Below are 23,644 nucleotides of genomic sequence, written 5' to 3'. Positions count from 1 at the left end.
GCCAAAAGCCCGGAGCCAGAATGCAGACCGAGCTGAACAAGGTGGTCACGGCGCTCCGGGACTTCTATGCCCACGAGGTCTTCCTGTTCGAGAAGGATATCGGCGAACGTGCGATCACGCACCGCTTCGCCGTCTATCTCGAGCGGCAGTTTTCGGGCTGGTCGATCGATTGCAATTACGACCGGCTCGGCGAGCGTACGCTGCATTTGCCGCACGGCACCATCATCTCGACCGACGATCATCTCGGCAAGTCGATCTATCCCGACGTCGTCGTGCACCAGCGCGAGATTCCCAACAATCTGCTCACCGTCGAGATCCGCAAGGCCAGCAATCACACGCCGCTGGAGCACGACCGGCACAAGCTGAAGGCGCTGACAGACCCGCATGTCTGGTTCGCCTATTGGATCGGCGTGCTGCTGGTGCTGGACAAGAACAACGTGACGACGTCGGAGGTCTATGTCAGCGGCACCCTCGATCAACCGGTCTCGCTCTGGTTCGCGGAGCGGCTAAGGGAGAGCGGCCTCGGGGCCGCCCATTAGGGCGTGCACTCACGAGCGTTAGCGCCGGGCGTGGAGCCGGGAGACTGCCTCGGCCTGTTATGGGTTCCCATTGATTCATATCAACGGTGAGACGCAATGTGTCGTGTCACGTCGTGTTTGATCATCGCCTCATAGGGAGAGCAACATGACGGGAAATGCCAGGCTTCTTGGATTGATTGCGACGGCTGCGGTGCTTGCGGTCGTTCCGTTGTCGCCTCGTTACTCGCCGTTGACGGTGCTATCGGTATCCGTTGACCGTGCCGAAGCGAGAGTTGGGCGACCGCTCACACCGATGAGCGTAGCTGGCGTCAATCGCCGGGTGCATCGGCGAGCTTACTATGGCGCGGCAGCGGCGGGAGCCGCCGCTTATGGAGCATATGGCTATCGCAGGGCCTGTGGCTACTACCCCCATCCGCCCTGCTATTGAGGCACCTTTTCCGTCGGGGTGAGGGATAGCCCAACACTTTGGTCTCATCAGGCTTTGAGCGACAAGGGCCGCCCGCATGGCGCGGACGGCCTCGCATCATCTCTCGTCACCCGCTCGGTGCAGCGGCGCAACCGCCCTCCCGCCTATCCTTGGCGGACGTGCACACGTCGATCCAACTACGCTGCGCCTATTGAGGATCAGACAGTTTGGAGGTCCTGATGCAAAAATCATATTGGCTGGCTGCAGCCGCCGCACTGGCGCTCATCACGCAATCACCGCTCGCGCTGGCGCAGGGCGCGCCGGCCAACGGTGCCACGCTGCCGGCCGCCGCATCCGGCCCGGCGCCTGCTGCGACCACGCCGCCGGCTGCGACCACCGATGATTCGACCCCACCGGCCAGGTCGAAGAAGAGCGCCGCGAAGAAGCCGGCGAAGAAGATGACGCGGCAGCAGGAGATCGATCATTCGATCGACAACGGCACCGTTCCGGGGCGCTATCGCAGCTCGGTGCCGAAGGAGTACCAGCGATATATTCCGTTCGAGAAGCAGTGACGGATCCTGCCGCGGCGCGAGATCCACCCGCGTTGCGCGGTGGTGGAAACGGTTGGAGCCATGCAGGAGTGACGCCGTGGTCTGATCGGCAGCCCTTGTGGCGCTCTCCTGTGCCGGTGTTACATTAGGCCAGGGCACCGGGGAACGTTCAGATGAGTGACGATGCGAAGGATGCTGGCCTGGTCGCCATGATCAGCAGCATCCTGGGCGGTAACAAGCGCGCAGAGGCGGCCAGCCCGCCGGCGCTCGCCGAGTTCCTCCCAGTCGCGCCGGTCGCCGACCCGGTCGCTGTGGTGCCTGAGCTCCCGCAAGCCGAGTCACCGAAGCTTCAGGATGCTCCCGATGAAACGTTGGCTGCGGCGAAGCCGGTCGCGCCTCCTAGTCAACCCCTGACCCCGGATGGCAAGCGGCTCCTCCCGGCGGAGGCCATTGCCGATCTCGTGCTCGGCGAGTTGCGCAAGATCGAGAGTTTTCCGGCGTCCGGCGTCTCGGTCACGGTCTACGGTTACAGGCACTGGAATGCGATGATCACCTTCGAGCCGTTCTCGACCAGTTTCCAGAATGCGACCCGGTTCCGCCAGGCGCTGCCCGACCTCGTCTTCAAGCTGCGCCGTTTCGTCGAACTTGAGATATAGTCAGGGATCATCGCCGCAGGCTCGCGGTGTGATGGCGCGGCGGTCACTCCGGAACCGTTCGACAGGATCTACGAATTGAGCGTTGCCTTTACCAAGGAAGAAAGCGCGGAGACCGCGTCCGAGACGCTGTTGCCGGATCGGCCGATCTCGCCGCATCCAAACCTCGTGACGGAGACGGGCTTGCAAGCCTTGCAGGCACAGCTCCAGCAAGCGCGCGAGGCCTATGAAGCCGCGCAAACCGTCGATGACGTCAACGAGAAGCGCCGGCAATCCGCGGTACCATTGCGCGACATGCGCTACTTCGCCGAACGGCTGCGCACGGCGCAACTGGTTCCCAATCCGGCTTCGACCGCGATCGTCGCCTTTGGCAGCACAGTGACGTTCAGTCGCGCCGACGGCCGTGTGCAGACCTACCGCATCGTCGGCGAGGATGAAGCAGACCCGAAGGCCGGCTCGATCTCGTTCGTCTCGCCGGTCGCAAAGTCGCTGATGGGCAAGGCCGCCGGCGACGTCGTCGGTTCCGGTGCGCAGGAGCTCGAGCTCCTCGAGATCGCATAGGGGTCACGGCCTCATCGCCGTCGGTTCGCGACGTCCGCAGTCAAGGGTTCCTCCCTTGCCGTCTCGGTCGTCGCGCTGTTGGCAGGTCCTCGTTCGGCGGAGATCTTGCTCATGACCAGCCGTACGCCATGGACGCGCCTGAAACCGAGTAGATCGGCGTCCAGGGTAGAGCGCCGATGGTCGCTGCTCCAGAATAGATGCGCGGCGAAAGCCAGAGCTCCGAGGATGACGGGGGCGGCGAGATAGGGGAGTAGGCGTCTCATACTCTTCATGTCCTCGTCGACAGCTGCAATGTCTCGCTCCCGGCCCGGCGGGTCAGCAACATCTCAGGCTGGCTTAGGTACATAACGATCGTTCAAGAATCTATAACGATCGGTCAAGGGTGGAAAGCGCGGCCGTGAAAGGGCGAAAGGAGATTGGCGTCGGCGCATACGTGCGCCGGCGCAGGCACCCGGACGATTGCTCAATTAATAGGCAGGCGACCCGCAAGGCGCCGCTTCGCGATACCCGGTCAGGCGCAAATGCTTTGAGACGCCGACAATTGCCGCCGAACGTGGCGGCGATCAGCCGCCCCTGGTGCTCGGCGCCGCCTTGGGATCGGACGTCGAACAACCAAGCCCGCCGAGCACGAGCTGTACGATCGTGGATTTGGCGGCTTCGTAGTCAGCCTGCTCCAGCTGACGCTTGCGCTTCATGATGGTCATCTGGCTGGAAAAATCAGCATAGGCCTGCGTCATTGCCCAGATACAGAAGAACAGATCGGCCGCGCTGATCGGCCGAATGGCTCCGCGCGCGGCCAATGCCTCGATGGCCTTGGTCTTCTCATGCAGCTTCGGCGTCGAGACCTTCTCGATGAAGCTGCCGATGAAAGGTGCACCGCTGATGATCTCGTTCGCGTAGATGCGCGACAGGTGCGGATGTTCGCGGGAGAAATCGACCTTCTTGTGGATGTACCGCACGAGAACGGTCTCGATGTCGGCCGTGGCGTCGAGGGACTCCATGTCTCTCGCCCATTTGTTCATCGCGCGTTCGAGGATCGCGCGATACAGATCCTCCTTGTCCTCGAAATAATAGTAGATGTGGGCCTTCGCCACCGACGCCTTCTTGGCGATCAGCGCGGTCGTTGCTCCGCGGAAGCCGAAATGCCCGAACACGAACTCGGCCGCATCGAGAATCTTCTCCTCGATATCAGGCGCAGCCGCGGCGGCCCTGCGGCCCCCCTTCGCCGCGCGGCGGATGCGAAAGTGCGGTTTGTTGGTTGCTTCCGCCGCCATGCAAGTTCCGGGAATATGGCCGCGTGAGCGGCAGACTGATGCTCACCTCAGGTACATCAGTGATCCACGGCATGCAATTGGCCGCAAGATGGATAGTTGGCGCACAAGGAATCAAACCTTGGACCTTTCCCGCGTGAAGACGAGACCATGTACGTCGATGTCATAGCCGTTGCCACACCAGCCAACCTATCCCGTCGGAGGGGGGCTTGGGATTGCCGTTTCGCTCCGGATCGCTGTGGGGGCCCCGAGGGGTAGGGACGGCCCATGAATTTCCAACGCGATTTGCGGCGGCCGTTCGAAGTCCGGCCGCTGCGCCAAGATGGGCTTTTCGACCGCGTGGTACATCAATGCCGCCAACGCGATCAGGATGAGCACGTACGCCGGCAGCGATATCAAAATCGACGCATGTGGAAATGCCGACACCAGCGCATTCAACAAGACCAGGTGGAATATGAGAGGCGGCCCGAGAACAGCCCGAGGGCGGTCAAAGCGCGCGACTTCGCAACCATCGTGTCGAGCCGCAACGCCAGCAATATCGCTGCTGCCCCGACGAATGCTTGATAGAACGGGAATAAATGTGCGGGGAGCGAATACCAGGACGGCGTGATCGCCTCCGTAAGTAGGAGGCCCCCCTGAATAAGCCAGCGAAAGTCGTGACGAAAGATATCGGCGCGCTGCATCGCTAGATGCAACAAAAACCCGTAGGCGATGGAATCGACAGAACGGGTATCGAAAAAAGTCACCTGACCACACTCGTGAGCCGTGATTGAAACCGCGAGCATGGCGATGACGTAGGCCGGCACGGAGCGCATCCAGCGCCTGACCCAGAATATGGCAATGTTGCGCGTGGACCGCCCTCGACCGATCACCGTGCAAATCTGTGGCGCGAGCACGAAGCCACTCGGCACAACAAAGAGCTCAACGCCCAGCACCGATATAGTCTCGAACAGATGCGGACGCTGGACTTACAGGAACATTGATGGTGGGCGCACAAGGGATCGAACCTTGGACCTCTCCCGTGTGAAGGGAACGCTCTCCCGCTGAGCTATGCGCCCGGGACCATCATGCAGACGGCCGGACTGTTCGGCCGGCCGGCGCATCAGAGCCCGCGATTTAGAAGTGGGAGCCCGAGGTGTCAAGTTTTCAGGTGGGTTGAGGCGCTGAAAACCTTGCTTCAATCCATCGAATTCGCGGCGAGGCCTGATTTCGGCCCGCTTACGCGCCCTGCTGGCGGGCGCGGGAGGCGTGGGCTTGGAGGGCGCGGATGCGCTCGGCCAGCGTTCCGCCGCCTTCGGGCAGGGCGGCTGCGGCGGCGCCATTGGTGGCAACGCCGTTGGCCGGCCGCGGGCCCTGCTTCGGCGGCTGGCCGGCTTCGGCCGCCAGCATCGCCTCGATCGGCGAGTTCGGGCCCTCGAGCTGCATCGCGAGCTTTGCCACCTCGGCGGCGATGTCGTTGATGCGCTCGCGCAGCAACGCGTTCTCCATGCGCTCGGTTGCCCAGGAGCTCTCGGCCTGCTGCTGGATCGCGTTGATGTCGCGCTGAAGCTTGGCGCGCTCGTCGCGCGCGGTGCGAAGCTGCTCTTCCAGCGCGGCCTTCTCGGTGCGCAGCGTTTCCATTGCGGCCGACGACTTGCCGCCGCTCAAGGCCGCGATCTCGACGCGCAGCTCCTTGATGATGCGCTCGGAGCCTTCGTTGCTCTGGCGGAGCTGGTTGTTCTCATAGTCGCGCTCGGCGAGCAGCTTGCCTTGCGTGGCAAGACGCCCTTCGAGGTCGGCGACGCGCCCCGAGAGCATCTCGGCTTCCTTGACCTGCACGATCAGCTGGCGATCGAGCTCGGTGACGCGTTGGCTCAGATTCTCGACGCGGCCGCGGGCATCGCCGAGCTCGCGCGAAGCGGTCTCGGATTCGGTGCGCTCCTGCGTCAGGCGGGCCTGCGTCGCGGTGAACTCTTTCTCGGCATCGCCGACGCGATTCTTCAGCTCCTCGATCTGGGCGCGCACCGCGACCAGCTCGACCTGACGGCTCTCCGCCATCATCGAGCGGTCGGACAGTTCGGAATTGATTTTTGCGAGCTCGGCCTGCTTGTCGGCCAGCGCGATCTCGGCGGCGCGCAGCGCTTCTGTCTTGGTGTTGAATTCCTCTTCGGTGGCGCGGAGCTGCTCCTTGACCGCCTTCTCGCGGGCCTCGAGCGCGAAGATCGTGGCGTTCTTCTCGCCGAGCTCGATCTTCATGCGGTTGATGGCGTCGCTCTTCTTGCCGAGCTCGGCAAGCTGGCTCGTGGTCTTGTTCTTGAGCTGGTCGACGCTCATCTCCAGCCGGCGCGCCGACATGGCGAATTCGGCGCGGAGCTGGTCCTTGTCGGCCTGAATCTCCGCCATCGACAGCGGCGTTGCGGCCTCGAGCCGGCGCGTGGTCAGGCGGACCGCGCGGTTATGCACCAGCGGCACGATGGCCAGCCCGCACAGCATCGACAGCAGAAAACCGATCGCCAGGTACATGATCGGTTCGACCATGGGGCAGAACTCCGCGAGCTAAGGAAAAATTTACCAAAGACAATGCATGGCGTGCCGGCAAAAAGCCAGCCCCGCCCTGTTGTTAACGTGAATCCTCAACTGGATCGGAGGAGAGAACCCTAGAACGGGTTCCAGGTCGCGCGCGGCGTGTATTTCAGGTAGCCGATATTGGCGCCGAGGCGTAAGCCGAGGCCGGAGCGGATCGGCACCAGCACGATGTTGTTGGCGGTGAGCGCCGTCATGCCGAAGCCGCCGATGATGTAGGCCGAGCCGTCGATGCCGGCGAAGCGCTGGTAGATCGCGTTGGTGGCGGGCAAATTATAGACCAGCGTCATGGTGCGCGCGCCGTCGCCGCCCCAATCGAAGCCGAGCGATGGACCTTGCCAATAGACGCGCAGATCGCCGGCGTTCTTGGTGTAGAGCGTGCCTTCGCCATAGCGCAGGCCGGCGACGAACGCGCCGGAGCCTTCCTCGCCGAGGATGTAGCCGTTGGGCAGGCCCCATTGGCTGACCGCCTTCTCGATGATCGAGGCAAGCCCGCGGGAGACGTTGCCGAAGAAGTGGTGGCCGGCGGTGACGAGTTCGTCCGGCCCATACGTATTGGGCGACGGGGTCCGCTGTGGCGGCGGCAGGTCGGGCGGCGGCGCGGCTGTCTGGGCGGAGGCCGGCACGATCCAGCCGGCCAGCGCGACGAGCGCCACTGCGGCAAGGCGTGATGCGAAAGTCATAAAAGAACCCCTGGTATCGATTCCGGTCCGCTTCCCTTAACCTGATGCCAACAGGCACGGCTCTAGGTTGCGCCGGATGTCCCCTCGACTGGGATGTTATCCGCAGCAACTATGACGGCACAACGGCAGGAAGATAGCCCTTTGCGCCCCGGAATCGCCTTGATCGGCCGTCTGGTCTGCCTGCTGGCGGTCGTTTGGCTGATCTGCGCCGGATCGCCGGCCCACGCGGCCACCACCGAGCGGATTGTCGTCAATCGCTACTCGGGCGTTGCCATCGAAGGCTTCGATCCCGTGGCCTATTTCGTCGATGGCGCGGCCGAGTTGGGAACGGCGGAGTTCGAGGCCAACCTATGGGGCGCTGTCTGGCGCTTCCGGAACGACGGCGACCGGGCGGAATTCCTGGCCCACCCCGAAATCTATGGGCCGCAGTTCGGAGGCTATGATCCGGCCGATATCGCGCGGGGCGTGACCATTGCCGGCAATCCCCGCTTCTTCGTGATTTCGGCGCAGCGGCTCTATCTGTTCAGCCGCGAAGACAACCGCGATGCGTTCGCCAAGGATCCGGAGCGCTTCCTGTATGAAGTCGGCAAGCGCTGGCCGGCGCTCCAGGACAAGCTCAGTCAGTAACGCATGTCCGCGCCGGCATCGCCCCAGGCGATGAACGCCGGGATGATGAAGCCGGTATCGCCGCGCTCGCCGAACCGGAGCGCGCCCCCCTTGCCGTCGGTCACCTTGCCGCCGGCCGCGGTCACGACCGCACAGCCCGCCCCGACGTCCCATTCGCAGGTCGGCCCGAAGCGGGGGTAGATGTCGGCGCTGCCCTCCGCGATCCGGCCGAACTTGACGGCCGAGCCGCAGGTCTTTCTGACGGCGTTGGGCCTGCTATCGATGAACGCTTCGCTGGTGGGGTCGCCGTGCGAGCGGCTCACCGCCGCAACCCAGGGCTCGCCATGCCGGGGCAGCTTGCGGGTCTGGATCGGCTCGGCAGCGCCGATAGTCGTTCCGTCGAACGGCACGCGCTCGGCACCGCGGCCGACGATGCCGCGCCAGAGCAGTCCGAGCGCGGGCGCGCTGACGATGCCGAGCAATGGCACGCCCTGGGTCACGAGGGCCAGGTTGACGGTGAATTCGTCACGGCCGGCGACAAACTCCTTGGTTCCGTCGAGCGGATCGATCAGGAAGAAGCTGCCGCGAAATGGCGGCGAGGCGAGCTGGCACCGCTCTTCCGACAGCGTCGGCACGTCGCCCGCAAGCCTGGCCAGGCCCTCGGCAATGATGCGGTCGGCGGCGAGGTCGGCCTCGGTCACGGGCGAGCCGTCCTGCTTGCCGTCGACCCGCATCGCCGCGCGGTTGACGGCCAGGATCGCCTCGCCGGCCTGGACCACAAGTGCGCTCAGGGGCTCCATGAGCGGGGATGCAGCCTCGCCGTCGATGATCCTCACCGGCATGCCCCATTGATTGGCAAGTCTCGCCTCCCGTCACGTGGTTCGTCCGTGCTCCTTACGGCCGCTTCCAGCCTATCGCAAGCTAGCTGGCACGGGCTGGCGAATGATAGAACCCGCAACATCCGTCAAGCATGCGTGATTCGCCGCGTCCGCGCCGTGCAATTCCAGGAACCCTTTATGTCTGACGCTCCGTCTTCAGGTACCGCTTCCACTCCCGATATGCTCGAACTCGCGGCGCTGCTGTGCTCGCGGGTCTGTCATGATCTCATCAGCCCGGTCGGCGCCATCGTCAATGGGCTCGAGGTGCTCGATGACGACCCCAAGCCCGAAGACCGGGAATTCGCGCTCGAGCTGATCCGCAAGAGTGCCAAGACGGCTTCCGCCCGTCTGCAGTTCTGCCGCCTTGCCTTCGGCGCCGCCGGCTCCTCCGGCGCGCAGATCGACCTCGGCGACGCCCAGACCATGGCGCGCGGCCACATCGAGGACGGCAAGTGCACGATCACATGGAATCTGCCGCGGCTGTTGATGCCGAAGAACCGCGTCAAGCTGCTGCTCAATATGCTGGTCGTGTCGCAGCACACGATCCCGCGCGGTGGCATGCTGACGGTCGATCCGATCGGCGAAGGCGAGACGATGAGCTTCCGCATCACCGCAACCGGACACAACGCACGCCTGCCGCAGAACATCTCCGAGCTTCTGAGTGGTGAACGCGGACCGGCGGCGGACGCGCACGCGATCCAGCCTTATTACACGCGGCTGCTGGCGCAGGCCTGCGGACTCACCGTGACGCTCAGGCTGGAGGGCGAAGCCATCATCGTTACCGCTTCGTAAACGCGCGCACCGCTTCCAAGCCTTAATCGAATCTTTACAAGGCGCTTCGGCTTGTCCGGAGCGCCTTATCTCCTTGTTGGTTCCGTTCTTTTGCACATACTCAACCAATATTAAACGCTTTGCGGTGAAGCTGGCCCCATTCTGAATGGCGCATCACGCCTCGTGCGCGCCCTCCCTGTATGAAGGCCTGTTTTCATGGATGATCTGTTGCGGGAGTTTCTGACGGAGACCAGCGAGAGCCTGGACACCGTCGACAATCAGCTGGTGAAGTTCGAGCAGGAGCCGAACAACGCCAAGATCCTGGATAACATCTTCCGCCTGGTCCACACCATCAAGGGTACGTGCGGCTTCTTGGGTCTGCCGCGGCTTGAAGCGCTGGCGCATGCCGGCGAGACCCTGATGAGCAAATTCCGCGACGGCATGCCGGTGACGGGTACGGCGGTGACGCTGATCCTGTCCTCGATCGATCGCATCAAGGAGATCCTCGCAGGTCTCGAGGCCACCGAAGCCGAGCCCGAAGGCAACGACCGCGATCTCATCGACAAGCTGGAAGCGATGGTGGAGCAGGGCATGGCCGCCATGTCGGCGTCGGCTTCGCCGATCGCGTCAGGCTCGGCGCAGCCGATGCCGGCCGCGGGCGCCGCGGCTTCCGTTGCCGTTGCCGACGCGCCGCCGCTGGTGCCGGAAGCACCAAGCGCTGCGCCGGCCAAGGAGATGACCACGGGCACGCTGATCGAGCAGACGCTGGAGCGCCCCTTGCGTCCGGGCGAAGTCTCGCTCGACGAGCTCGAGCGCGCCTTCCGCGAGACTGCGATCGAAGCGCCTGCGCCGGTTGCCGGGGCTGAAGCGAAGGCCGAGCCCGCTGCTGCAGCCCCGGCTGCCAGGGAAAAGGAAACCAGCAGGGAAATTGCAAAGCCGGTCAGGGAGAAGGCCGCGCCGAAGAAGTCGATGGCCGACGAGGTGGCTTCCGAAGGCGAGCGCATCGCCAACCAGTCGATCCGCGTCAACGTGGATACGCTGGAGCATCTGATGACCATGGTCTCCGAGCTGGTCTTGACCCGCAACCAGCTGCTGGAGATCTCGAGGCGCAACGAGGACACCGAGTTCAAGGTGCCGTTGCAGCGCCTCTCCAACGTCACCGCCGAGCTGCAGGAAGGCGTCATGAAGACGCGCATGCAGCCGATCGGCAATGCCTGGCAGAAGCTGCCCCGCATCGTGCGCGATCTCTCATCCGAACTCGGCAAGCAGATCGAGCTGGAGATGCACGGCGCCGACACCGAGCTCGACCGCCAGGTGCTCGACCTGATCAAGGACCCGCTCACCCACATGGTGCGCAACTCCGCCGATCACGGCCTGGAGACCCCCGCCGAGCGCACCGCCAACGGCAAGGGCGAGCAGGGCACCATCCGCCTCTCCGCCTATCACGAAGGCGGCCACATCATCATCTGCATCGCCGACAACGGCCGCGGCCTCAACACCGAGAAGATCAAGGCCAAGGCGATCTCCTCCGGTCTGGCCACCGAGGCCGAGCTCGAGAAGATGTCGGAAGCCCAGATCCACAAGTTCATCTTCGCGCCCGGCTTCTCCACCGCGGCCGCCATCACCTCGGTATCGGGGCGCGGCGTCGGCATGGACGTGGTCCGCACCAACATCGACCAGATCGGCGGCACCATCGACATCAAGTCGGTCGCCGGCGAGGGCTCGTCCGTCACCATCAAGATCCCGCTGACGCTGGCGATCGTCTCGGCCCTGATCGTGGAGGCCGCCGGTGACCGCTTTGCGATCCCGCAGCTCTCGGTGGTCGAGCTGGTGCGCGCCCGCGCCAACAGCGAGCACCGCATCGAGCGCATCAAGGACACCGCGGTGCTGCGGCTGCGCAACAAGCTGTTGCCGCTGATCCACCTGAAGAAGCTCTTGAAGATCGACGACGGCGCGGCGTCCGATCCCGAGAACGGCTTCATCGTGGTCACCCAGGTCGGCAGCCAGACCTTCGGCATCGTCGTCGACGGCGTGTTCCACACCGAGGAAATCGTGGTCAAGCCGATGTCGACGAAGCTGCGTCACATCGACATGTTCTCGGGCAACACCATCCTGGGCGATGGCGCGGTCATCATGATCATCGACCCCAACGGCATTGCCAAAGCGCTCGGCGCCGCCGGTTCCTCGGCCCACGACATGGGCGATGACAATGGCGCGCACCATATCGGCTCGGGCGAGCAGACCACTTCGCTGCTGGTGTTCCGCGCCGGCTCCAACCAGCCCAAGGCGGTCCCGCTCGGGCTCGTCACCCGCCTCGAAGAGCTCCCCGCCGACAAGATCGAGTTCAGCAACGGCCGCTACATGGTGCAGTACCGCGAGCAGCTGATGCCGCTCGTCTCCATGGACGGCGTCACCATCGCGAGCCAGGGCGCCCAGCCGATCCTGGTGTTCGCCGATGACGGCCGCTCCATGGGCCTCGTCGTCGACGAGATCATCGACATCGTCGAGGAACGCCTCAACATCGAGGTCGGCGGCTCGGCCAGCGGCATCCTCGGCTCGGCCGTGATCAAGGGCCAGGCCACCGAGGTGATCGATGTCGGCCACTTCCTGCCCATGGCGTTCGCCGACTGGTTCACCCGCAAGGAGATGAAGCCGTCGATGCATTCGCAGTCGGTGCTGCTGGTCGACGACAGCGCCTTCTTCCGCAACATGCTGGCGCCGGTGCTCAAGGCCGCCGGCTACCGTGTCCGCACCGCGCCGACCGCGCAGGAGGGCCTGGCCGCCCTGCGTGCGCAGAGCTTCGACGTGGTGCTGACCGACATCGAGATGCCCGACATGAACGGGTTCGAGTTCGCGGAAACGATCCGCTCCGACAGCAATCTGGGTGCGATGCCGATCATCGGCCTGTCCGCCCTGGTGTCGCCGGCGGCGATCGAGCGCGGCCGTCAGGCCGGCTTCCACGACTATGTCGCCAAGTTCGACCGTCCCGGTCTGATCGCGGCGCTGAAGGAGCAGACCGCGGGCGCCGCCGGTGCCTCCGAGCTGAGCCGGGCCGCGGCGTAACAGCATGATCCGGACAAGCGTGAAGCGGTTTTCCGAAGAGATCATGCTCAAACCAGAGAGCGGCGAGGGACCAGGGGAGACGGTATGAGCAAGAAGACCCAGATCGGCGAAGGCGCCATGGTCGAATACGTCACCGCGATGATCGGCGGCCAGCTGTTCGGCCTGCCGATCTCGCGCGTCCAGGACGTGTTCATGCCGGAGCGCGTCACCCGCGTTCCCCTGTCCTCGCACGAGATCGCAGGGGTTCTGAACCTGCGCGGCCGCATCGTCACCGTCATCGACATGCGCGCCCGTCTCGGCCTGCCCAGGGACGAGGACGGCAAGACGCCGATGGCGGTCGGTGTCGACCTGCGCGGCGAATCCTATGGCCTCCTGATCGATCAGATCGGCGAGGTGCTGCGCCTGCCCGAGGATGGCAAGGAAGAGAACCCGGTCAACCTCGACCCCCGCATGGCCAAGCTCGCCGGCGGCGTTCACCGGCTCGACGGACAGCTCATGGTCGTCCTCGACGTCGATCGCGTGCTCGAGCTCGCGCCCGAGATGATGGCGGCCTGATACGGCGGCGTTGCCGCCGACCGCCAAGCAATTGGAAATGCCCCCGCCAAGGGGACAGGAGGTTCACATGCGAACGTGTCTCGTCGTTGATGATTCCAGCGTCATCCGCAAGGTTGCGCGCCGGATCCTGGAAGGCCTCGACTTCCAGATTCTCGAAGCCGAGGATGGTGAGAAGGCGCTGGAGGCCTGCAAGCGCGGGTTGCCCGATGCCGTACTGCTCGACTGGAACATGCCGGTCATGGACGGCTATGAGTTCCTCGGCCATCTGCGTCGGATGCCCGGCGGCGACCAGCCCAAGGTGGTGTTCTGCACCACCGAAAACGACGTCGCGCATATCGCGCGCGCGCTGCATGCGGGTGCCAACGAGTACATCATGAAACCGTTCGACAAGGACATCGTCACGGCGAAGTTCCAGGAAGTCGGCCTTATCTGAGCGAACGCCGGAGGCTGGACGGCTCCTTCGGCGATTGTCTTCAACTGAACCGTTTCAGTCTGAGTTGGTGAGTAATGAGTGTTGCGTTCGCAGGTAATTCGACCACGGGCCCGTCGCGCGAAGCGGGACCGCTGCGGGTGATGGTCGTCGACGACTCCGTCGTCATCCGTGGCCTCATCTCGCGCTGGATCGGCGCCGAGCACGACATGGAGGTCGCGGCCTCGCTGCGCACCGGGCTCGAAGCGGTCAACCAGATCGAACGCATCAATCCTGACGTTGCCGTGCTCGACATCGAAATGCCCGAGCTGGACGGCCTCTCGGCGCTGCCGCAGCTGCTCGCGAAGAAGCGCGATCTCGTCATCATCATGGCCTCGACGCTGACCCGCCGCAACGCGGAGATCAGCTTCAAGGCGCTGTCGCTCGGCGCGGCCGACTATATTCCGAAGCCGGAATCGACCCGCGAGACCTCCGCCGCCGATATCTTCCATCACGACCTGATCCAGAAGATACGTCACCTCGGCGCACGGCTGCGTCGGAAGCCGGCCGTGGCGAGCCCGCCGCTGGCGCCGGCGAGCTCTGCTGTACCGATTGCACGTCCACCTGCCGTCGCGCGGCCTGCTGCGGCGCCCGCATCGTCTCCGGCCGCCCCGCATGCCCTGTTCTCAGGCACGGTGACAACGCGTCCGTTCTCGACCCAGACGCCGAAGGTGCTGTTGATCGGCTCCTCGACCGGCGGCCCGCAGGCGCTGATGGCGCTAGTCGCCGAGCTCGGCCCGGTGATCGACCGTTACCCGGTGCTGATTACCCAGCACATGCCGCCGACCTTCACCACCATTCTCGCCGAACATCTGGCACGTACGAGCCGTAAGCCTGCAGCCGAGGCTGTTGACGGCGAGCAGGTCAAGCCGGGTCGCATCTATCTCGCGCCTGGTGGCAAGCATATGCGCGTCGTGCGCAGCGGCGCGGACGCCGCGATCGCGCTCGACGACGGTCCCGCCGTCAATTTCTGCAAGCCCGCGGTCGATCCGCTCTTCACGTCCGCCGTCGATGTCTGGCACGGCAACATCCTCTCCGTAATCCTGACGGGCATGGGCTCGGACGGCATGCGCGGCGGCAAGGACATCGTCGCCGCCGGCGGCAACGTGATCGCGCAGGATGAAGCGTCCAGCGTGGTCTGGGGCATGCCGGGTGCGGCTGCCCATGCCGGCATCTGCGCGGCGATCCTGCCGCTCAACCAGATCGGCGCCAAGGTCAACCGCCTGTTCGCGGGAGACCGCTCGTGACGCCCGCTGACTACGATTATCTGCGCAAGTTCCTGAAGGAACGCTCCGGCCTCGATCTCTCGCCCGACAAGCAATATCTGGTCGAGAGCAGGCTGTTGCCGCTGGCCCGCAAGGCGAGCTTGCCCGGAATCTCCGATCTCGTGCTGAAGATCAGGAACGGCGACGGAAGGCTTGCGACCGACGTGGTCGAGGCCATGACCACGAACGAGACGTTCTTCTTCCGTGACAGGATCCCGTTCGATCATCTGCGCGACAGCATCGTGCCTGGCCTGATCAAGGCCCGCGCGGCACGCAAAAGCTTGCGCATCTGGTCGGCGGCGTCGTCGACCGGGCAGGAGCCCTATTCGATCGCGATGTGCCTGAAGGAGATGGGCGCAGCACTCGCCGGCTGGCGCATCGAGATCGTTGCCACCGATTTGTCGCAAGACGTGCTGGAGAAGTGCAAGACTGGCATCTACAGCCAGTTCGAGGTGCAACGCGGCCTGCCGATCCAGCTCCTGATGAAATACTTCACGCAAAGCAGCGACGTCTGGCAGCTTAATGCCGATGTCCGGTCGATGGTGCAGTTCCGCCAGCTCAATCTGTTGCAGGACTTCTCGCATCTCGGCACGTTCGACGTGATCTTCTGCCGCAACGTGCTGATCTATTTCGATCAGGACACCAAGGCCATGATCTTTGAACGCATGGCGAAGGGCCTGGAAGCCGACGGCACGCTGCTGTTGGGCGCTGCCGAGTCCGTGGTCGGGATCACCGACGCGTTCCGCCCCGCGTCCGACCGCCGTGGTCTCTACCAGCTCAATCCCGCGCGCTCCGGCCGTCCGATGGGTGGGCTGATGCCGCAGCCATTGAAGGTCGCCGCGGCGCGGTAATCATCTCCCCGTCATTCCGGGGCCGCGCCCAAGTGCGAAGCCCGGAATGACGCATCGCTCACAAGATCGCGTGCGGCAGAAAGCGCGAGCCGTTGCCCGTGATCGGGCTCCCGTCTTCGCGGATCGAAAGCCCGCACGGCTCGTGGTTCACGAGCCAGCTTCCGATCACCGGATAGACACCCGAAAAGTTCGGCAGCGGCGACAGCGCCTGGCGCACGAAACCTTCGGCGCCGTAGGGGCCGGCGTGCTCGTCGAGGGACATTCCAGCCGAGACCAGTGTGACGTTGGCGCCCTCGCGCGACAGCAGCGGCTTGCGGACGTAGGAGCTGCCGAGCTCCGCGGCGCGCGGGTCGTCCTCGAAGAAGGACGGCAGCAGATTGGGATGGTTCGGAAACATCTCCCAGAGCAGCGGCAGGATGCCCTTGTTGGAGAGCACCGCCTTCCACGGAGGTTCGATCCAGCGTGTCGGCGCGCCGCTAAGCTTTGCGCCGAAAGCGTCGTGGAACATCCATTCCCAGGGATACAGCTTGAAAACCAGCTTCATGGCGTTGTTATCGAGATCGACGAAGCCGCCGACGTCGTCACGCCAGCCGATCTCTTCGATGTCGAGCAGCGTCGTCGACAGGCCTGCCTGACGCGCGGTGTCTTCGAGGTAAGCAAGCGTGCCGGCGTCTTCCTCGTTGGCGGTGGTGCCGGTGAGGTGCAGATGCGTGGTCGCGGCAACTTCCTTCCACGCAGCGATCAGCCGCTCGTGGATCGAGTTGAACTGGTCGGCGCGCGCAGGGATGATGCGCCGCTCGATCGCCTGCTCGAGCCAGGTCCATTGAAACACCGCGGCCTCGAAGATCGAGGTCGGCGTATCCGCGTTGTATTCGAGCAGCTTTGCCGGAGTTTGACCGTCAAAGCTAAGATCGAGACGGCCATACAGGCTGCGGTCGTCGCGCTCCCAGCTCTCGGAGATGAGATCCCAGAACGCGTCCGGAATCTTCAAGCGCCGCAAGTGCTGCTCGTTGCCGATCACCCGGCCGGCGAGCTCCAGGCACATCGCATCGATCTCGCCGGTCGGGGTTTCGATCGAGCGTTCGATCTCATCGAGCGTGAAGGCGTAATAGGCGCGCTCGTCCCAATAGCGCTCGCCATCGATCGTGTGGAAGGCGAAGCCGCATTGCTCGGCCGTCTGTTGCCAGTCGTCGCGCTCGGGACAAATGATGCGTTGCATGTGTCAGCCGCCACCGTGCCCGCCGTGGCCACCATGACCTTGACCATGATTGCTACCGTGCATGCGGTGCAGCGTGCCGCCGAAGCCGCCATGGCTCGGCCGGCAATACGGCTTGCCGTCGATACCGGGCACGGCTTCGAGCCCGGAGCCGCAGGGACGCTCGCGCCTGGTGAATCCCGTCGAGATGGCGCTGACCGCGGCGCTTCCCATCAGCGTGAGCATGACCCTTCGCGAGCGTTTCATGGTGCGTCCTCCCGCGCGTCTTAAACCAGACCGGCGCGCGGTGTTGTTCAAAACCTCGCGTGTCAACTGCCGCCCGAGAAAGCATGCGCGAACGATCCGAAGCCGCCGCGCGTGACGCCGCCGGAACCTCCATCGGACGAGCCGCCGGACGAGGAATGACTCGGGGAGTCGGTGCTGGAGAAGCCGGACCGCGACGACCAGTGCGAGCTTCCCGACGAGCCATGGCCGCTGCTGCTGCAATCGGTCACCGTTGGTGTTGCCGCGGCCGCGCCAGGCGCTGTCACCCCGGGCGGTGTCGTTCCGGCCGGCATGGGATCGCAACTCCGCCGCGGCATCAGCGTGTAGGCGCTGGCGCCGACCGCGATCGTCCCCATCACCAGCAGGGCGACGTGGCCGGAGCGCTTCACCGGCTCCCGCGGTGCCGACGCTAATGCCGCCGGCCTGCGCTTGCCGAAATCCTTGGGAGGAGGCTTCGCGGGCATGGTCAGTAGATCATGCAGGCGGCGTTCAGGAGGCCGGCAGCAAGCGAGGACAGGCCGAGCCAGATGGCGGGCGCGAGCTCACCCGCGGCGATCCGGCCCGACAGGTTCGGCACCGGGATCTTGACGATGTAGAATACGGCGACCTGCACGATCAGGGCGATTGCAGCCCAGACCAGGCAGTCCAGCACGTTGACGGAGTGCGCGATCGCGCTGAACAGCGGCGCCACGAAGCCGAGCAGGCTCAGGCCGAGCGCAATCGCCGCGGCAGGATCGTTGTCGCGGATCAGCTGGAACTCGTTGTGCGGTGTGATCCGCGTGTACACGAACAGATATGCCACTATCGCAATCAGCCCCGTGCAGAAATAGACCAGGAAGGCGGGCAGGCCGGCGAGCGATTGCAGGATCATGGGAGGTCCAAATCTGGCGCCTGCGAATTCTGGCACGATCGCTTGGTCGCTGCACCGGGCCGATAGGTTCGATCCCCAGAAACAACCTGGCTGCCCGGCGCGCGCGGCGCACTGCACAAATTGTCGGGCCACATGAAATGCGTCTCGATATCGTGCGGCGTTTCTGGACGGCGTTTCGTAGTCTCCTTCGTGCTTCCAACCCTCGGTATTCGGATTCATCATCGGCTTTGCGATGATCGGATGACTGCGGGAGGGGCAGCGCGCTGCCCGGTCCGGCCGGCCGCCTCGCCACACCGGTGCTGCCCCGTGCAGGACGTGACCAAAAAACAAACCCCGCCATTTGCGGCGGGGTCCAGGCTGGGAGGAGCGAGCCCGACTGGGGCGCGCGACGTAAACCCAGAGATCAGGCGGGAATGCGCTCTTCGTGCTCGTGCGGCTCGCGCAGCACGTAGCCGCGGCCCCACACGGTCTCGATGAAGTTGCGGCCCTCGGATGCGTTGGCGAGCTTCTTGCGGAGCTTGCAGATGAAGACGTCGATGATCTTCAGCTCGGGCTCGTCCATGCCGCCGTAGAGGTGGTTGAGGAACATTTCCTTCGTGAGGGTGGTGCCCTTGCGGAGCGAAAGCAGCTCCAGCATCTGATATTCCTTGCCGGTCAGATGCACGCGCTGGCCACCGACTTCGACCGTCTTGGTGTCGAGGTTGACCACGAGGTCGCCGGTCTGGATGACCGACTGGGCGTGTCCCTTGGAGCGGCGCACGATCGCGTGGATGCGGGCAACCAGCTCGTCTTTATGGAAGGGCTTCGTCATGTAGTCGTCGGCGCCGACGCCGAGACCCTTGACCTTGTCCTCGATGCCGGCGAGGCCGGAGAGGATCAGGATCGGTGTCTTGATCTTGGAGACCCGAAGCTGCTTGAGCACGTCGTATCCGGACATGTCGGGCAGGTTGAGGTCGAGAAGGATAATGTCGTAATCGTATAATTTACCGAGATCGACGCCTTCTTCCCCCAAATCGGTCGTGTAGACGTTGAAGCTCTCAGACTTCAGCATCAGCTCGATCGACTGCGCGACGGCGCTGTCATCTTCAATCAGCAAAACGCGCATGCCAGTTCCCCATAGTCGCCGCTCCTGGGCGTCAGGTCGGCCGCATTCGCGGCACTCAACAAAACGCCTTTGAACAACTGATTCGGATCCTGACAACAGATGGTTAACAAATCCTGATTCTGGAACGCAAGTCCCCCCGGTGCAATTTTTGTCGAATCGCCCTAAGGTCTTGCGCGTGAAGCAGCTTTCGTTATCCGACTCCGTTCAAGTTCCACTTTAAGAGTCGGGTCTAACCGACTCCCGCGACTCAGCCTTCTTCTGAAGGGGAGCCACGCTCAGTCACAAAGACAGTGACGCAATGATTAATGATGCGGGTAAACACGAAGTTAAGCGCCGTTCAGAAATATGGCGAAATTTAAGGGTTTTGCCGTGAAAGCCCGGATGATGAAAGCGCGCGCCCCATGAAGGCTTTGGCCGAACAGATCGGCGATATCGACGGCGTCAACATCTATGGCCGCGTGGTCGGCGTTCGCGGCCTGATGGTCGAGGTGGCCGGACCCATTCACGCGATGTCGGTCGGCGCGCGGCTCGTGATCGAGACCGGCGCCAACCGGTCCATTCCCTGCGAGGTGATCGGCTTCTCCGGCAACAATGCTGTCGTGATGCCCTTCGCCGGCCTCGACGGCGTGCGTCGCGGGTGCAAGGCGGTGATCGCCAACGCCGCCAATCAGGTGCGTCCGTCGTCGGCCTGGCTCGGCCGCGTCGTCAATGCGTTGGGCGAGCCGATCGACGGCAAGGGCCCGTTGCCGCAAGGCGCCTCGCCGATGCCGTATCGGAATGCGCCGCCGCCGGCGCATTCGCGCAAGCGTGTCGGCGCGCCGCTGGATCTCGGCGTGCGCGCCATGAACACCTTTCTCACCTGCTGCCGCGGGCAGCGCATGGGCATCTTCGCAGGCTCCGGCGTCGGCAAGTCGGTGCTGCTCTCGATGCTCGCACGCAACGTCGATGCGGCGGTCAGCGTCATCGGACTGATCGGCGAACGCGGCCGCGAGGTGCAGGAGTTCTTGCAGGACGATTTGGGCGAGGAGGGGCTTGCGCGCTCCGTCGTCGTGGTCGCGACCTCTGACGAGCCGGCCCTGATGCGGCGGCAGGCGGCGTATCTGACGCTCGCGGTGGCCGAATATTTTCGCGACGAGGGCCAGGACGTGCTCTGCCTGATGGACTCGGTGACGCGCTTCGCCATGGCCCAGCGCGAGATCGGGTTGTCCGCCGGCGAGCCGCCGACCGCCAAGGGCTACACGCCGACCGTCTTCACCGAGTTGCCGAAGCTTTTGGAGCGCGCCGGTCCGGGCCTCGGCGAAGGCGCCATCACCGCGATCTTCACGGTGCTGGTCGACGGCGACGATCATAACGAGCCGATCGCGGATGCGGTTCGCGGCATCCTCGACGGCCACATCGTGATGCAGCGCTCGATCGCCGAGCGCGGCCGCTACCCCGCCATCAACATCCTCAAATCCGTGTCGCGCACCATGCCGAAATCGGCGGATCCGCAGTTCTGGCCTGTCATCCAGAAGGCGCGGGCAGTGATGGCGACTTACGCTGACATGGAGGAGCTGATCCGGCTCGGCGCCTACCGCGCCGGCTCCAGCCCCGAGGTCGACGAGGCGATCCGGCTGCACGAGCCGCTCGAAGCCTTCCTGCGCCAGCGCAAGGACGAAAATGCGTCATTGGCCGATGGCTACCGCCAATTGGCGCAAATCCTCGGTAATTTGGAAACGGAACGCTAACTTTGTCCCGTCATCATCCGATCCCACAGAGTAGCAGAACCGGTCTTGGCCATTATGGGGCCTGTGGGCAGACCGGTGCCGTCCCAATGTGTGTGTGTCTTGCAGCCAAGGGACTTCTGGGGAGTACGAGTCGATGAAGTCACGTGATACCCTCATCCGCCTGAAGAAGTTTCAGGTCGACGAGAAGCGCCGCCGGGTCGCCCAGATCGAGTCCATGATCGCCGACTTCCAGCGCATGTCGATCGATCTTGATCGCGAGATCCAGACCGAGCAGGACCGCGCCGGGATCAATGACCCCGCGCATTTCGCCTATCCGACCTATGCCAAGGCCGCCATCCAGCGCCGCGAGAACCTGACCCGCTCGGCCGACGAGCTCAGGGGCCAGCTCGAGGAAGCCAAGGCCGCGCTCGGCGAAGCCTTCGAGGAGCTGAAGAAGGTCGAGTTGCTGGACGAACGCGACCAGGCCCGCGAGCGCGCCGAGGAAAATGCCCGCGAGCAGGCGGATCTCGACAGCATCGGTTTGATGCGCTCCCGCATCGGCGCTGTCGCCTAAAGGCAGCCGGCGGTCAAAAGCACGAGCGAATTTGCGAGCCCGGACCCGCAAGGTCCGGGTTTTTGCGTGCGCTGTCCACAGCGTGCCGCGCCGCCCCTTGGTGACGGGCTCGGCCGCGCGCTATGGTAGCGGATGGTTCGCCTCGCCCCGCTTGCGGGGAGAGGAGTAGGCCGCCTTCCGGCGGCCGTGTTAGTGGTAAAGGGCGCCGAAGCAGAAGCTTCGGCTATGTCGCATCGCCGGATGCGATCCGGGTGAGTGGGACTCTCCGCGAATCCTCTGCAACCTCCCTTGCGGAGACTCCCCCTCACCCTAACCCCTCCCCGCAGGCGGGAGAGGGGGCAAGATTAGGGGGCTGAATGCTGACGCCAGCAGAGCTGGTCGAGCTGATTGAGGCGGTGGCGAAGCGCGATCAGGCGGCGTTCGAGCGCCTCTATGGCGCCACGCGCGCGAAACTCTATGGCGTCGTCAACCGTATCTTGCGCCGACAGGATCTCGCAGAGGAGGTCATTCAGGAGACCTACGTCAAGATCTGGAACAGCGCCGGCCAGTTCAACCCGACGCTGTCGTCGCCGATCACGTGGATGGCGTCGATCGCGCGCAACCGCGCCATCGATATCGTGCGCAGGAAGACGGAAGCCTCCATCGAGGAGCAGCCGCAGGCGATGGAAGTTGCCGCCGACAGTCCCGATCCCCTGGCGCGCCGGGAGATGTCCGAGGAATTGAAGCGGCTCCTGGAATGTATCGGCCGGCTCGAGCCGGACCGTCAGCGGCTGGTGCTTCTCGCGTACTATAACGGCTGGAGCCGCGAGCAATTGGCGGAGAAATTCGCAGCGCCAGTCAACACGGTGAAGACGTGGCTGCGCCGCAGCATTTTGGATATCCGGGAGTGCCTCGGACTTTAGAGGATGATGAGAGTGTCTAGGCTGTCGCGGCGTTCTTGCTTCACCTCTCCCGTAGGGAGAAATCGGATTGCATCGCAAGATGCAATCCGGGTGAGGTGTTGCGCTCTTTCATCGGACCTGAACCCGTCACCCGATTTGTGCGCGACGATGTTTCGCCTCATCAGGCGCAGATCGACCTCTCCTCACGGGAGAGGTGAAGGAAAGTGATGGCTTACAGCGAGGACCATATCGCGCTCGCCGCGGAATATGCGCTCGGCACACTCGATGTCGACGAGCGCGCGCAGGTCGCCACCATGATGGCGGTGGATCCGGAGTTCGCGGCCGTCGTGCAGAGCTGGGAATACAGGCTCGGCGTCCTCAACCAGATGGTTGGCACGATCGAGCCGCGGCCGATCGTGTGGGAGAACATCAGGCGCGAGATCGCGCTGTCGGTGTCGTCGCAGGATTCGACCGGGACACCGCCGGTGCTGCCTGAGGCGCTTCCGCCACCGCCGGAGCCCGCTTCGCCGCAAGTCTCATCCCCGGAACCTTCCTCGCCGGATGCTCCGCCGCTTGAAATGCAGCCACAGGCGCCACCTGAATCCGGCTCGGACGCCGTTCCGATTTTTCTGCCGCAATTCGTGCCGCAGACCCATGCGCCCGATCCGCATGTTGCGCCGGTAACGCCAGCGCCTGTCGTCGATGACGCTAACGTGGTCTCTCTCCAGCGCCGCGTGAAGCGCTGGCGCACGATCGCCTCCGCCGTGGGCGCGCTCGCGGCCGCGCTGCTGGTGACGCTGTCGCTTCAGATCCTCCAGCCCGATGCGCTTCCCGGCGCGCTGCGCCCCGCGCCACGCATCCAGACGGTCGAGGTCAGGACACCGGCCGCGCCGCTGTCCTCGCCTGCGCAATATGTCGCCCTGTTGCAGGGCCAGAGCGGCGGTCCTGCCTTCATCCTCACCATTGACGGCGCGACCAAGAACTTCACGGTGCGCAAGGTCGGTGCGACGCCGGAACCGGGCAAGAGTTTTGAGCTCTGGCTGATCTCCGACAAGCTGCCGCGCCCGCGTTCGCTGGGCGTGATCGGCAACGGCGAGTTCACGGCACGTCCGCTGCTCGCCGGCTATGATGCCGATGTTGTCAACGGCGCCACCTATGCCGTCACCGTCGAGCAGTCCGGCGGCTCGCCCAACGGCCAACCGACCTCGGCGCCGGTATTCTCAGGCAAGCTGATCGAGACCGTGCCGCCGTCCCAGCCGCAGGCGCCCGCGAAGAAGTAGCGGCAAAAGGGTGCCGAACTGTCGCCACCGTCCATTCCGCCGTCGCAATCCGACAAGTCCCGC

Annotated in this window: 25 protein-coding genes and 1 tRNA gene; 15 read left to right on the top strand and 11 right to left on the bottom strand. The window is 64.4% G+C overall.

Annotated elements, in window-relative coordinates:
• Window positions 1-20: 20 nt before the first annotated feature.
• The 4 genes from ACVIIW_RS03525 to greA all read left to right on the top strand — a co-directional run bounded on the left by ACVIIW_RS03525 (window position 21) and on the right by greA (window position 2,710).
• Complete coding sequence (locus ACVIIW_RS03525) at window positions 21-539, top strand: hypothetical protein (protein WP_456699468.1); 519 nt, start codon at window positions 21-23, stop codon at window positions 537-539.
• Window positions 540-1,184: 645 nt separating this feature from the next.
• Entirely contained in the window at window positions 1,185-1,517 is a 333-nt protein-coding gene (locus tag ACVIIW_RS03520; RefSeq protein WP_456699467.1) for a hypothetical protein, read from the top strand.
• A gap of 152 nt (window positions 1,518-1,669) precedes the next feature.
• Window positions 1,670-2,152, top strand: coding sequence for a hypothetical protein (locus ACVIIW_RS03515; protein WP_456699466.1), 483 nt, complete (start codon window positions 1,670-1,672; stop codon window positions 2,150-2,152).
• 75 nt (window positions 2,153-2,227) lie between these two features.
• Window positions 2,228-2,710: a transcription elongation factor GreA gene (gene greA / locus ACVIIW_RS03510; RefSeq protein ID WP_456699465.1), complete on the top strand. Its 483-nt coding sequence runs from the start codon at window positions 2,228-2,230 to the stop codon at window positions 2,708-2,710.
• 563 nt (window positions 2,711-3,273) lie between these two features.
• Here greA and ACVIIW_RS03505 read toward each other — a convergent pair.
• The 5 genes from ACVIIW_RS03505 to ACVIIW_RS03485 form a co-directional block, all read right to left on the bottom strand.
• Window positions 3,274-3,984, bottom strand: a complete 711-nt coding sequence (locus ACVIIW_RS03505; protein WP_456699464.1) for a TetR family transcriptional regulator C-terminal domain-containing protein — start codon at window positions 3,982-3,984, stop codon at window positions 3,274-3,276.
• 431 nt (window positions 3,985-4,415) lie between these two features.
• Window positions 4,416-4,916, bottom strand: coding sequence for a hypothetical protein (locus ACVIIW_RS03500; RefSeq protein ID WP_456699463.1), 501 nt, complete (start codon window positions 4,914-4,916; stop codon window positions 4,416-4,418).
• A gap of 48 nt (window positions 4,917-4,964) precedes the next feature.
• A tRNA-Val gene (locus ACVIIW_RS03495) sits at window positions 4,965-5,039 on the bottom strand.
• A gap of 160 nt (window positions 5,040-5,199) precedes the next feature.
• The gene (locus ACVIIW_RS03490) at window positions 5,200-6,498 is read right to left on the bottom strand and encodes a hypothetical protein (RefSeq protein ID WP_456699462.1); all 1,299 of its coding nucleotides are present in this window, start codon (window positions 6,496-6,498) and stop codon (window positions 5,200-5,202) included.
• A 119-nt stretch (window positions 6,499-6,617) separates the two neighbouring features.
• Window positions 6,618-7,226 (bottom strand): DUF1134 domain-containing protein, encoded by a 609-nt coding sequence (locus ACVIIW_RS03485; protein ID WP_092231860.1) that lies wholly within the window; start codon window positions 7,224-7,226, stop codon window positions 6,618-6,620.
• Window positions 7,227-7,367: 141 nt separating this feature from the next.
• On the opposite strand from ACVIIW_RS03485, the gene ACVIIW_RS03480 reads away from it, so the two are divergent.
• Window positions 7,368-7,853 carry a YHS domain-containing (seleno)protein gene (locus ACVIIW_RS03480; RefSeq protein ID WP_456699461.1) on the top strand — a complete coding sequence of 162 codons (486 nt, stop codon included), beginning with the start codon at window positions 7,368-7,370 and terminating at the stop codon, window positions 7,851-7,853.
• Here ACVIIW_RS03480 and ACVIIW_RS03475 read toward each other — a convergent pair.
• On the bottom strand, window positions 7,847-8,674 hold the full coding sequence (locus tag ACVIIW_RS03475; RefSeq protein ID WP_456699460.1) for a 3'(2'),5'-bisphosphate nucleotidase CysQ family protein: 828 nt from the start codon (window positions 8,672-8,674) through the stop codon (window positions 7,847-7,849). The genes ACVIIW_RS03480 and ACVIIW_RS03475 overlap by 7 nt on opposite strands.
• Before the next feature lie 174 nt (window positions 8,675-8,848).
• Here ACVIIW_RS03475 and chpT point away from each other — a divergent pair, with 174 nt between their 5' ends.
• The 6 genes from chpT (at window position 8,849) to ACVIIW_RS03445 (ending at window position 15,684) form a co-directional block, all read left to right on the top strand.
• Window positions 8,849-9,502, top strand: a complete 654-nt coding sequence (gene chpT / locus ACVIIW_RS03470) for a histidine phosphotransferase ChpT (RefSeq protein WP_456699459.1) — start codon at window positions 8,849-8,851, stop codon at window positions 9,500-9,502.
• Window positions 9,503-9,697: 195 nt separating this feature from the next.
• Entirely contained in the window at window positions 9,698-12,544 is a 2,847-nt protein-coding gene (locus tag ACVIIW_RS03465; protein WP_456699458.1) for a hybrid sensor histidine kinase/response regulator, read from the top strand.
• A gap of 84 nt (window positions 12,545-12,628) precedes the next feature.
• A complete protein-coding gene (locus tag ACVIIW_RS03460) occupies window positions 12,629-13,099 on the top strand; it encodes a chemotaxis protein CheW (protein WP_456699457.1) in 471 nt (156 codons plus the stop codon).
• 67 nt (window positions 13,100-13,166) lie between these two features.
• Window positions 13,167-13,532: a response regulator gene (locus ACVIIW_RS03455; protein ID WP_007600538.1), complete on the top strand. Its 366-nt coding sequence runs from the start codon at window positions 13,167-13,169 to the stop codon at window positions 13,530-13,532.
• Window positions 13,533-13,606: 74 nt separating this feature from the next.
• Window positions 13,607-14,815: a protein-glutamate methylesterase/protein-glutamine glutaminase gene (locus ACVIIW_RS03450; RefSeq protein WP_456699456.1), complete on the top strand. Its 1,209-nt coding sequence runs from the start codon at window positions 13,607-13,609 to the stop codon at window positions 14,813-14,815.
• A complete protein-coding gene (locus tag ACVIIW_RS03445) occupies window positions 14,812-15,684 on the top strand; it encodes a CheR family methyltransferase (protein WP_456699455.1) in 873 nt (290 codons plus the stop codon). The genes ACVIIW_RS03450 and ACVIIW_RS03445 overlap by 4 nt, the downstream gene beginning before the upstream one ends.
• Window positions 15,685-15,742: 58 nt before the next feature.
• Here the strand turns inward: ACVIIW_RS03445 and ACVIIW_RS03440 are convergent, their stop codons facing one another.
• The 5 genes from ACVIIW_RS03440 to ctrA form a co-directional block, all read right to left on the bottom strand.
• Complete coding sequence (locus tag ACVIIW_RS03440) at window positions 15,743-16,903, bottom strand: glutathionylspermidine synthase family protein (protein ID WP_456699454.1); 1,161 nt, start codon at window positions 16,901-16,903, stop codon at window positions 15,743-15,745.
• Between the two features lie 3 nt (window positions 16,904-16,906).
• On the bottom strand, window positions 16,907-17,146 hold the full coding sequence (locus ACVIIW_RS03435; RefSeq protein ID WP_456699453.1) for a hypothetical protein: 240 nt from the start codon (window positions 17,144-17,146) through the stop codon (window positions 16,907-16,909).
• Between the two features lie 62 nt (window positions 17,147-17,208).
• Complete coding sequence (locus ACVIIW_RS03430) at window positions 17,209-17,628, bottom strand: hypothetical protein (protein ID WP_456699452.1); 420 nt, start codon at window positions 17,626-17,628, stop codon at window positions 17,209-17,211.
• 2 nt (window positions 17,629-17,630) lie between these two features.
• On the bottom strand, window positions 17,631-18,035 hold the full coding sequence (locus ACVIIW_RS03425; protein WP_456699451.1) for a DUF350 domain-containing protein: 405 nt from the start codon (window positions 18,033-18,035) through the stop codon (window positions 17,631-17,633).
• Window positions 18,036-18,438: 403 nt separating this feature from the next.
• Window positions 18,439-19,140: a response regulator transcription factor CtrA gene (ctrA, locus tag ACVIIW_RS03420; RefSeq protein WP_008138878.1), complete on the bottom strand. Its 702-nt coding sequence runs from the start codon at window positions 19,138-19,140 to the stop codon at window positions 18,439-18,441.
• Window positions 19,141-19,541: 401 nt separating this feature from the next.
• On the opposite strand from ctrA, the gene fliI reads away from it, so the two are divergent.
• The 4 genes from fliI (at window position 19,542) to ACVIIW_RS03400 (ending at window position 23,581) form a co-directional block, all read left to right on the top strand.
• Window positions 19,542-20,867 carry a flagellar protein export ATPase FliI gene (gene fliI / locus ACVIIW_RS03415; RefSeq protein ID WP_456699450.1) on the top strand — a complete coding sequence of 442 codons (1,326 nt, stop codon included), beginning with the start codon at window positions 19,542-19,544 and terminating at the stop codon, window positions 20,865-20,867.
• A 133-nt stretch (window positions 20,868-21,000) separates the two neighbouring features.
• The gene (gene fliJ, locus ACVIIW_RS03410) at window positions 21,001-21,420 is read left to right on the top strand and encodes a flagellar export protein FliJ (RefSeq protein ID WP_092233733.1); all 420 of its coding nucleotides are present in this window, start codon (window positions 21,001-21,003) and stop codon (window positions 21,418-21,420) included.
• Window positions 21,421-21,776: 356 nt separating this feature from the next.
• A complete protein-coding gene (locus ACVIIW_RS03405) occupies window positions 21,777-22,322 on the top strand; it encodes a sigma-70 family RNA polymerase sigma factor (protein WP_456699449.1) in 546 nt (181 codons plus the stop codon).
• Between the two features lie 206 nt (window positions 22,323-22,528).
• Entirely contained in the window at window positions 22,529-23,581 is a 1,053-nt protein-coding gene (locus tag ACVIIW_RS03400) for an anti-sigma factor (RefSeq protein ID WP_456699448.1), read from the top strand.
• Window positions 23,582-23,644: the final 63 nt, after the last annotated feature.

The sequence above is a fragment of the Bradyrhizobium sp. USDA 4449 genome (genome assembly GCF_054056275.1).
This window is presented reverse-complemented; position numbering and strand designations above follow the sequence as displayed.

What these genes read in the sequence shown, in the direction of transcription:
- ACVIIW_RS03520 (WP_456699467.1), top strand. Translation starts at nt 1,185, where the DNA reads ATGCAAAAATCATATTGGCTGGCTGCAGCCGCCGCACTGGCGCTCATC.
- ACVIIW_RS03485 (WP_092231860.1), bottom strand. Translation starts at nt 7,226, where the DNA reads ATGACTTTCGCATCACGCCTTGCCGCAGTGGCGCTCGTCGCGCTGGCC.
- ACVIIW_RS03455 (WP_007600538.1), top strand. Translation starts at nt 13,167, where the DNA reads ATGCGAACGTGTCTCGTCGTTGATGATTCCAGCGTCATCCGCAAGGTT.
- ACVIIW_RS03440 (WP_456699454.1), bottom strand. Translation starts at nt 16,903, where the DNA reads ATGCAACGCATCATTTGTCCCGAGCGCGACGACTGGCAACAGACGGCC.
- ACVIIW_RS03460 (WP_456699457.1), top strand. Translation starts at nt 12,629, where the DNA reads ATGAGCAAGAAGACCCAGATCGGCGAAGGCGCCATGGTCGAATACGTC.
- ACVIIW_RS03525 (WP_456699468.1), top strand. Translation starts at nt 21, where the DNA reads ATGCAGACCGAGCTGAACAAGGTGGTCACGGCGCTCCGGGACTTCTAT.
- fliJ (WP_092233733.1), top strand. Translation starts at nt 21,001, where the DNA reads ATGAAGTCACGTGATACCCTCATCCGCCTGAAGAAGTTTCAGGTCGAC.
- ACVIIW_RS03465 (WP_456699458.1), top strand. Translation starts at nt 9,698, where the DNA reads ATGGATGATCTGTTGCGGGAGTTTCTGACGGAGACCAGCGAGAGCCTG.
- ACVIIW_RS03430 (WP_456699452.1), bottom strand. Translation starts at nt 17,628, where the DNA reads ATGCCCGCGAAGCCTCCTCCCAAGGATTTCGGCAAGCGCAGGCCGGCG.
- chpT (WP_456699459.1), top strand. Translation starts at nt 8,849, where the DNA reads ATGTCTGACGCTCCGTCTTCAGGTACCGCTTCCACTCCCGATATGCTC.
- ACVIIW_RS03475 (WP_456699460.1), bottom strand. Translation starts at nt 8,674, where the DNA reads ATGCCGGTGAGGATCATCGACGGCGAGGCTGCATCCCCGCTCATGGAG.
- ACVIIW_RS03490 (WP_456699462.1), bottom strand. Translation starts at nt 6,498, where the DNA reads ATGGTCGAACCGATCATGTACCTGGCGATCGGTTTTCTGCTGTCGATG.
- ACVIIW_RS03405 (WP_456699449.1), top strand. Translation starts at nt 21,777, where the DNA reads ATGCTGACGCCAGCAGAGCTGGTCGAGCTGATTGAGGCGGTGGCGAAG.
- ACVIIW_RS03435 (WP_456699453.1), bottom strand. Translation starts at nt 17,146, where the DNA reads ATGAAACGCTCGCGAAGGGTCATGCTCACGCTGATGGGAAGCGCCGCG.
- ACVIIW_RS03400 (WP_456699448.1), top strand. Translation starts at nt 22,529, where the DNA reads ATGGCTTACAGCGAGGACCATATCGCGCTCGCCGCGGAATATGCGCTC.
- ACVIIW_RS03515 (WP_456699466.1), top strand. Translation starts at nt 1,670, where the DNA reads ATGAGTGACGATGCGAAGGATGCTGGCCTGGTCGCCATGATCAGCAGC.
- ACVIIW_RS03425 (WP_456699451.1), bottom strand. Translation starts at nt 18,035, where the DNA reads ATGATCCTGCAATCGCTCGCCGGCCTGCCCGCCTTCCTGGTCTATTTC.
- ACVIIW_RS03450 (WP_456699456.1), top strand. Translation starts at nt 13,607, where the DNA reads ATGAGTGTTGCGTTCGCAGGTAATTCGACCACGGGCCCGTCGCGCGAA.
- ACVIIW_RS03505 (WP_456699464.1), bottom strand. Translation starts at nt 3,984, where the DNA reads ATGGCGGCGGAAGCAACCAACAAACCGCACTTTCGCATCCGCCGCGCG.
- fliI (WP_456699450.1), top strand. Translation starts at nt 19,542, where the DNA reads ATGAAGGCTTTGGCCGAACAGATCGGCGATATCGACGGCGTCAACATC.
- ctrA (WP_008138878.1), bottom strand. Translation starts at nt 19,140, where the DNA reads ATGCGCGTTTTGCTGATTGAAGATGACAGCGCCGTCGCGCAGTCGATC.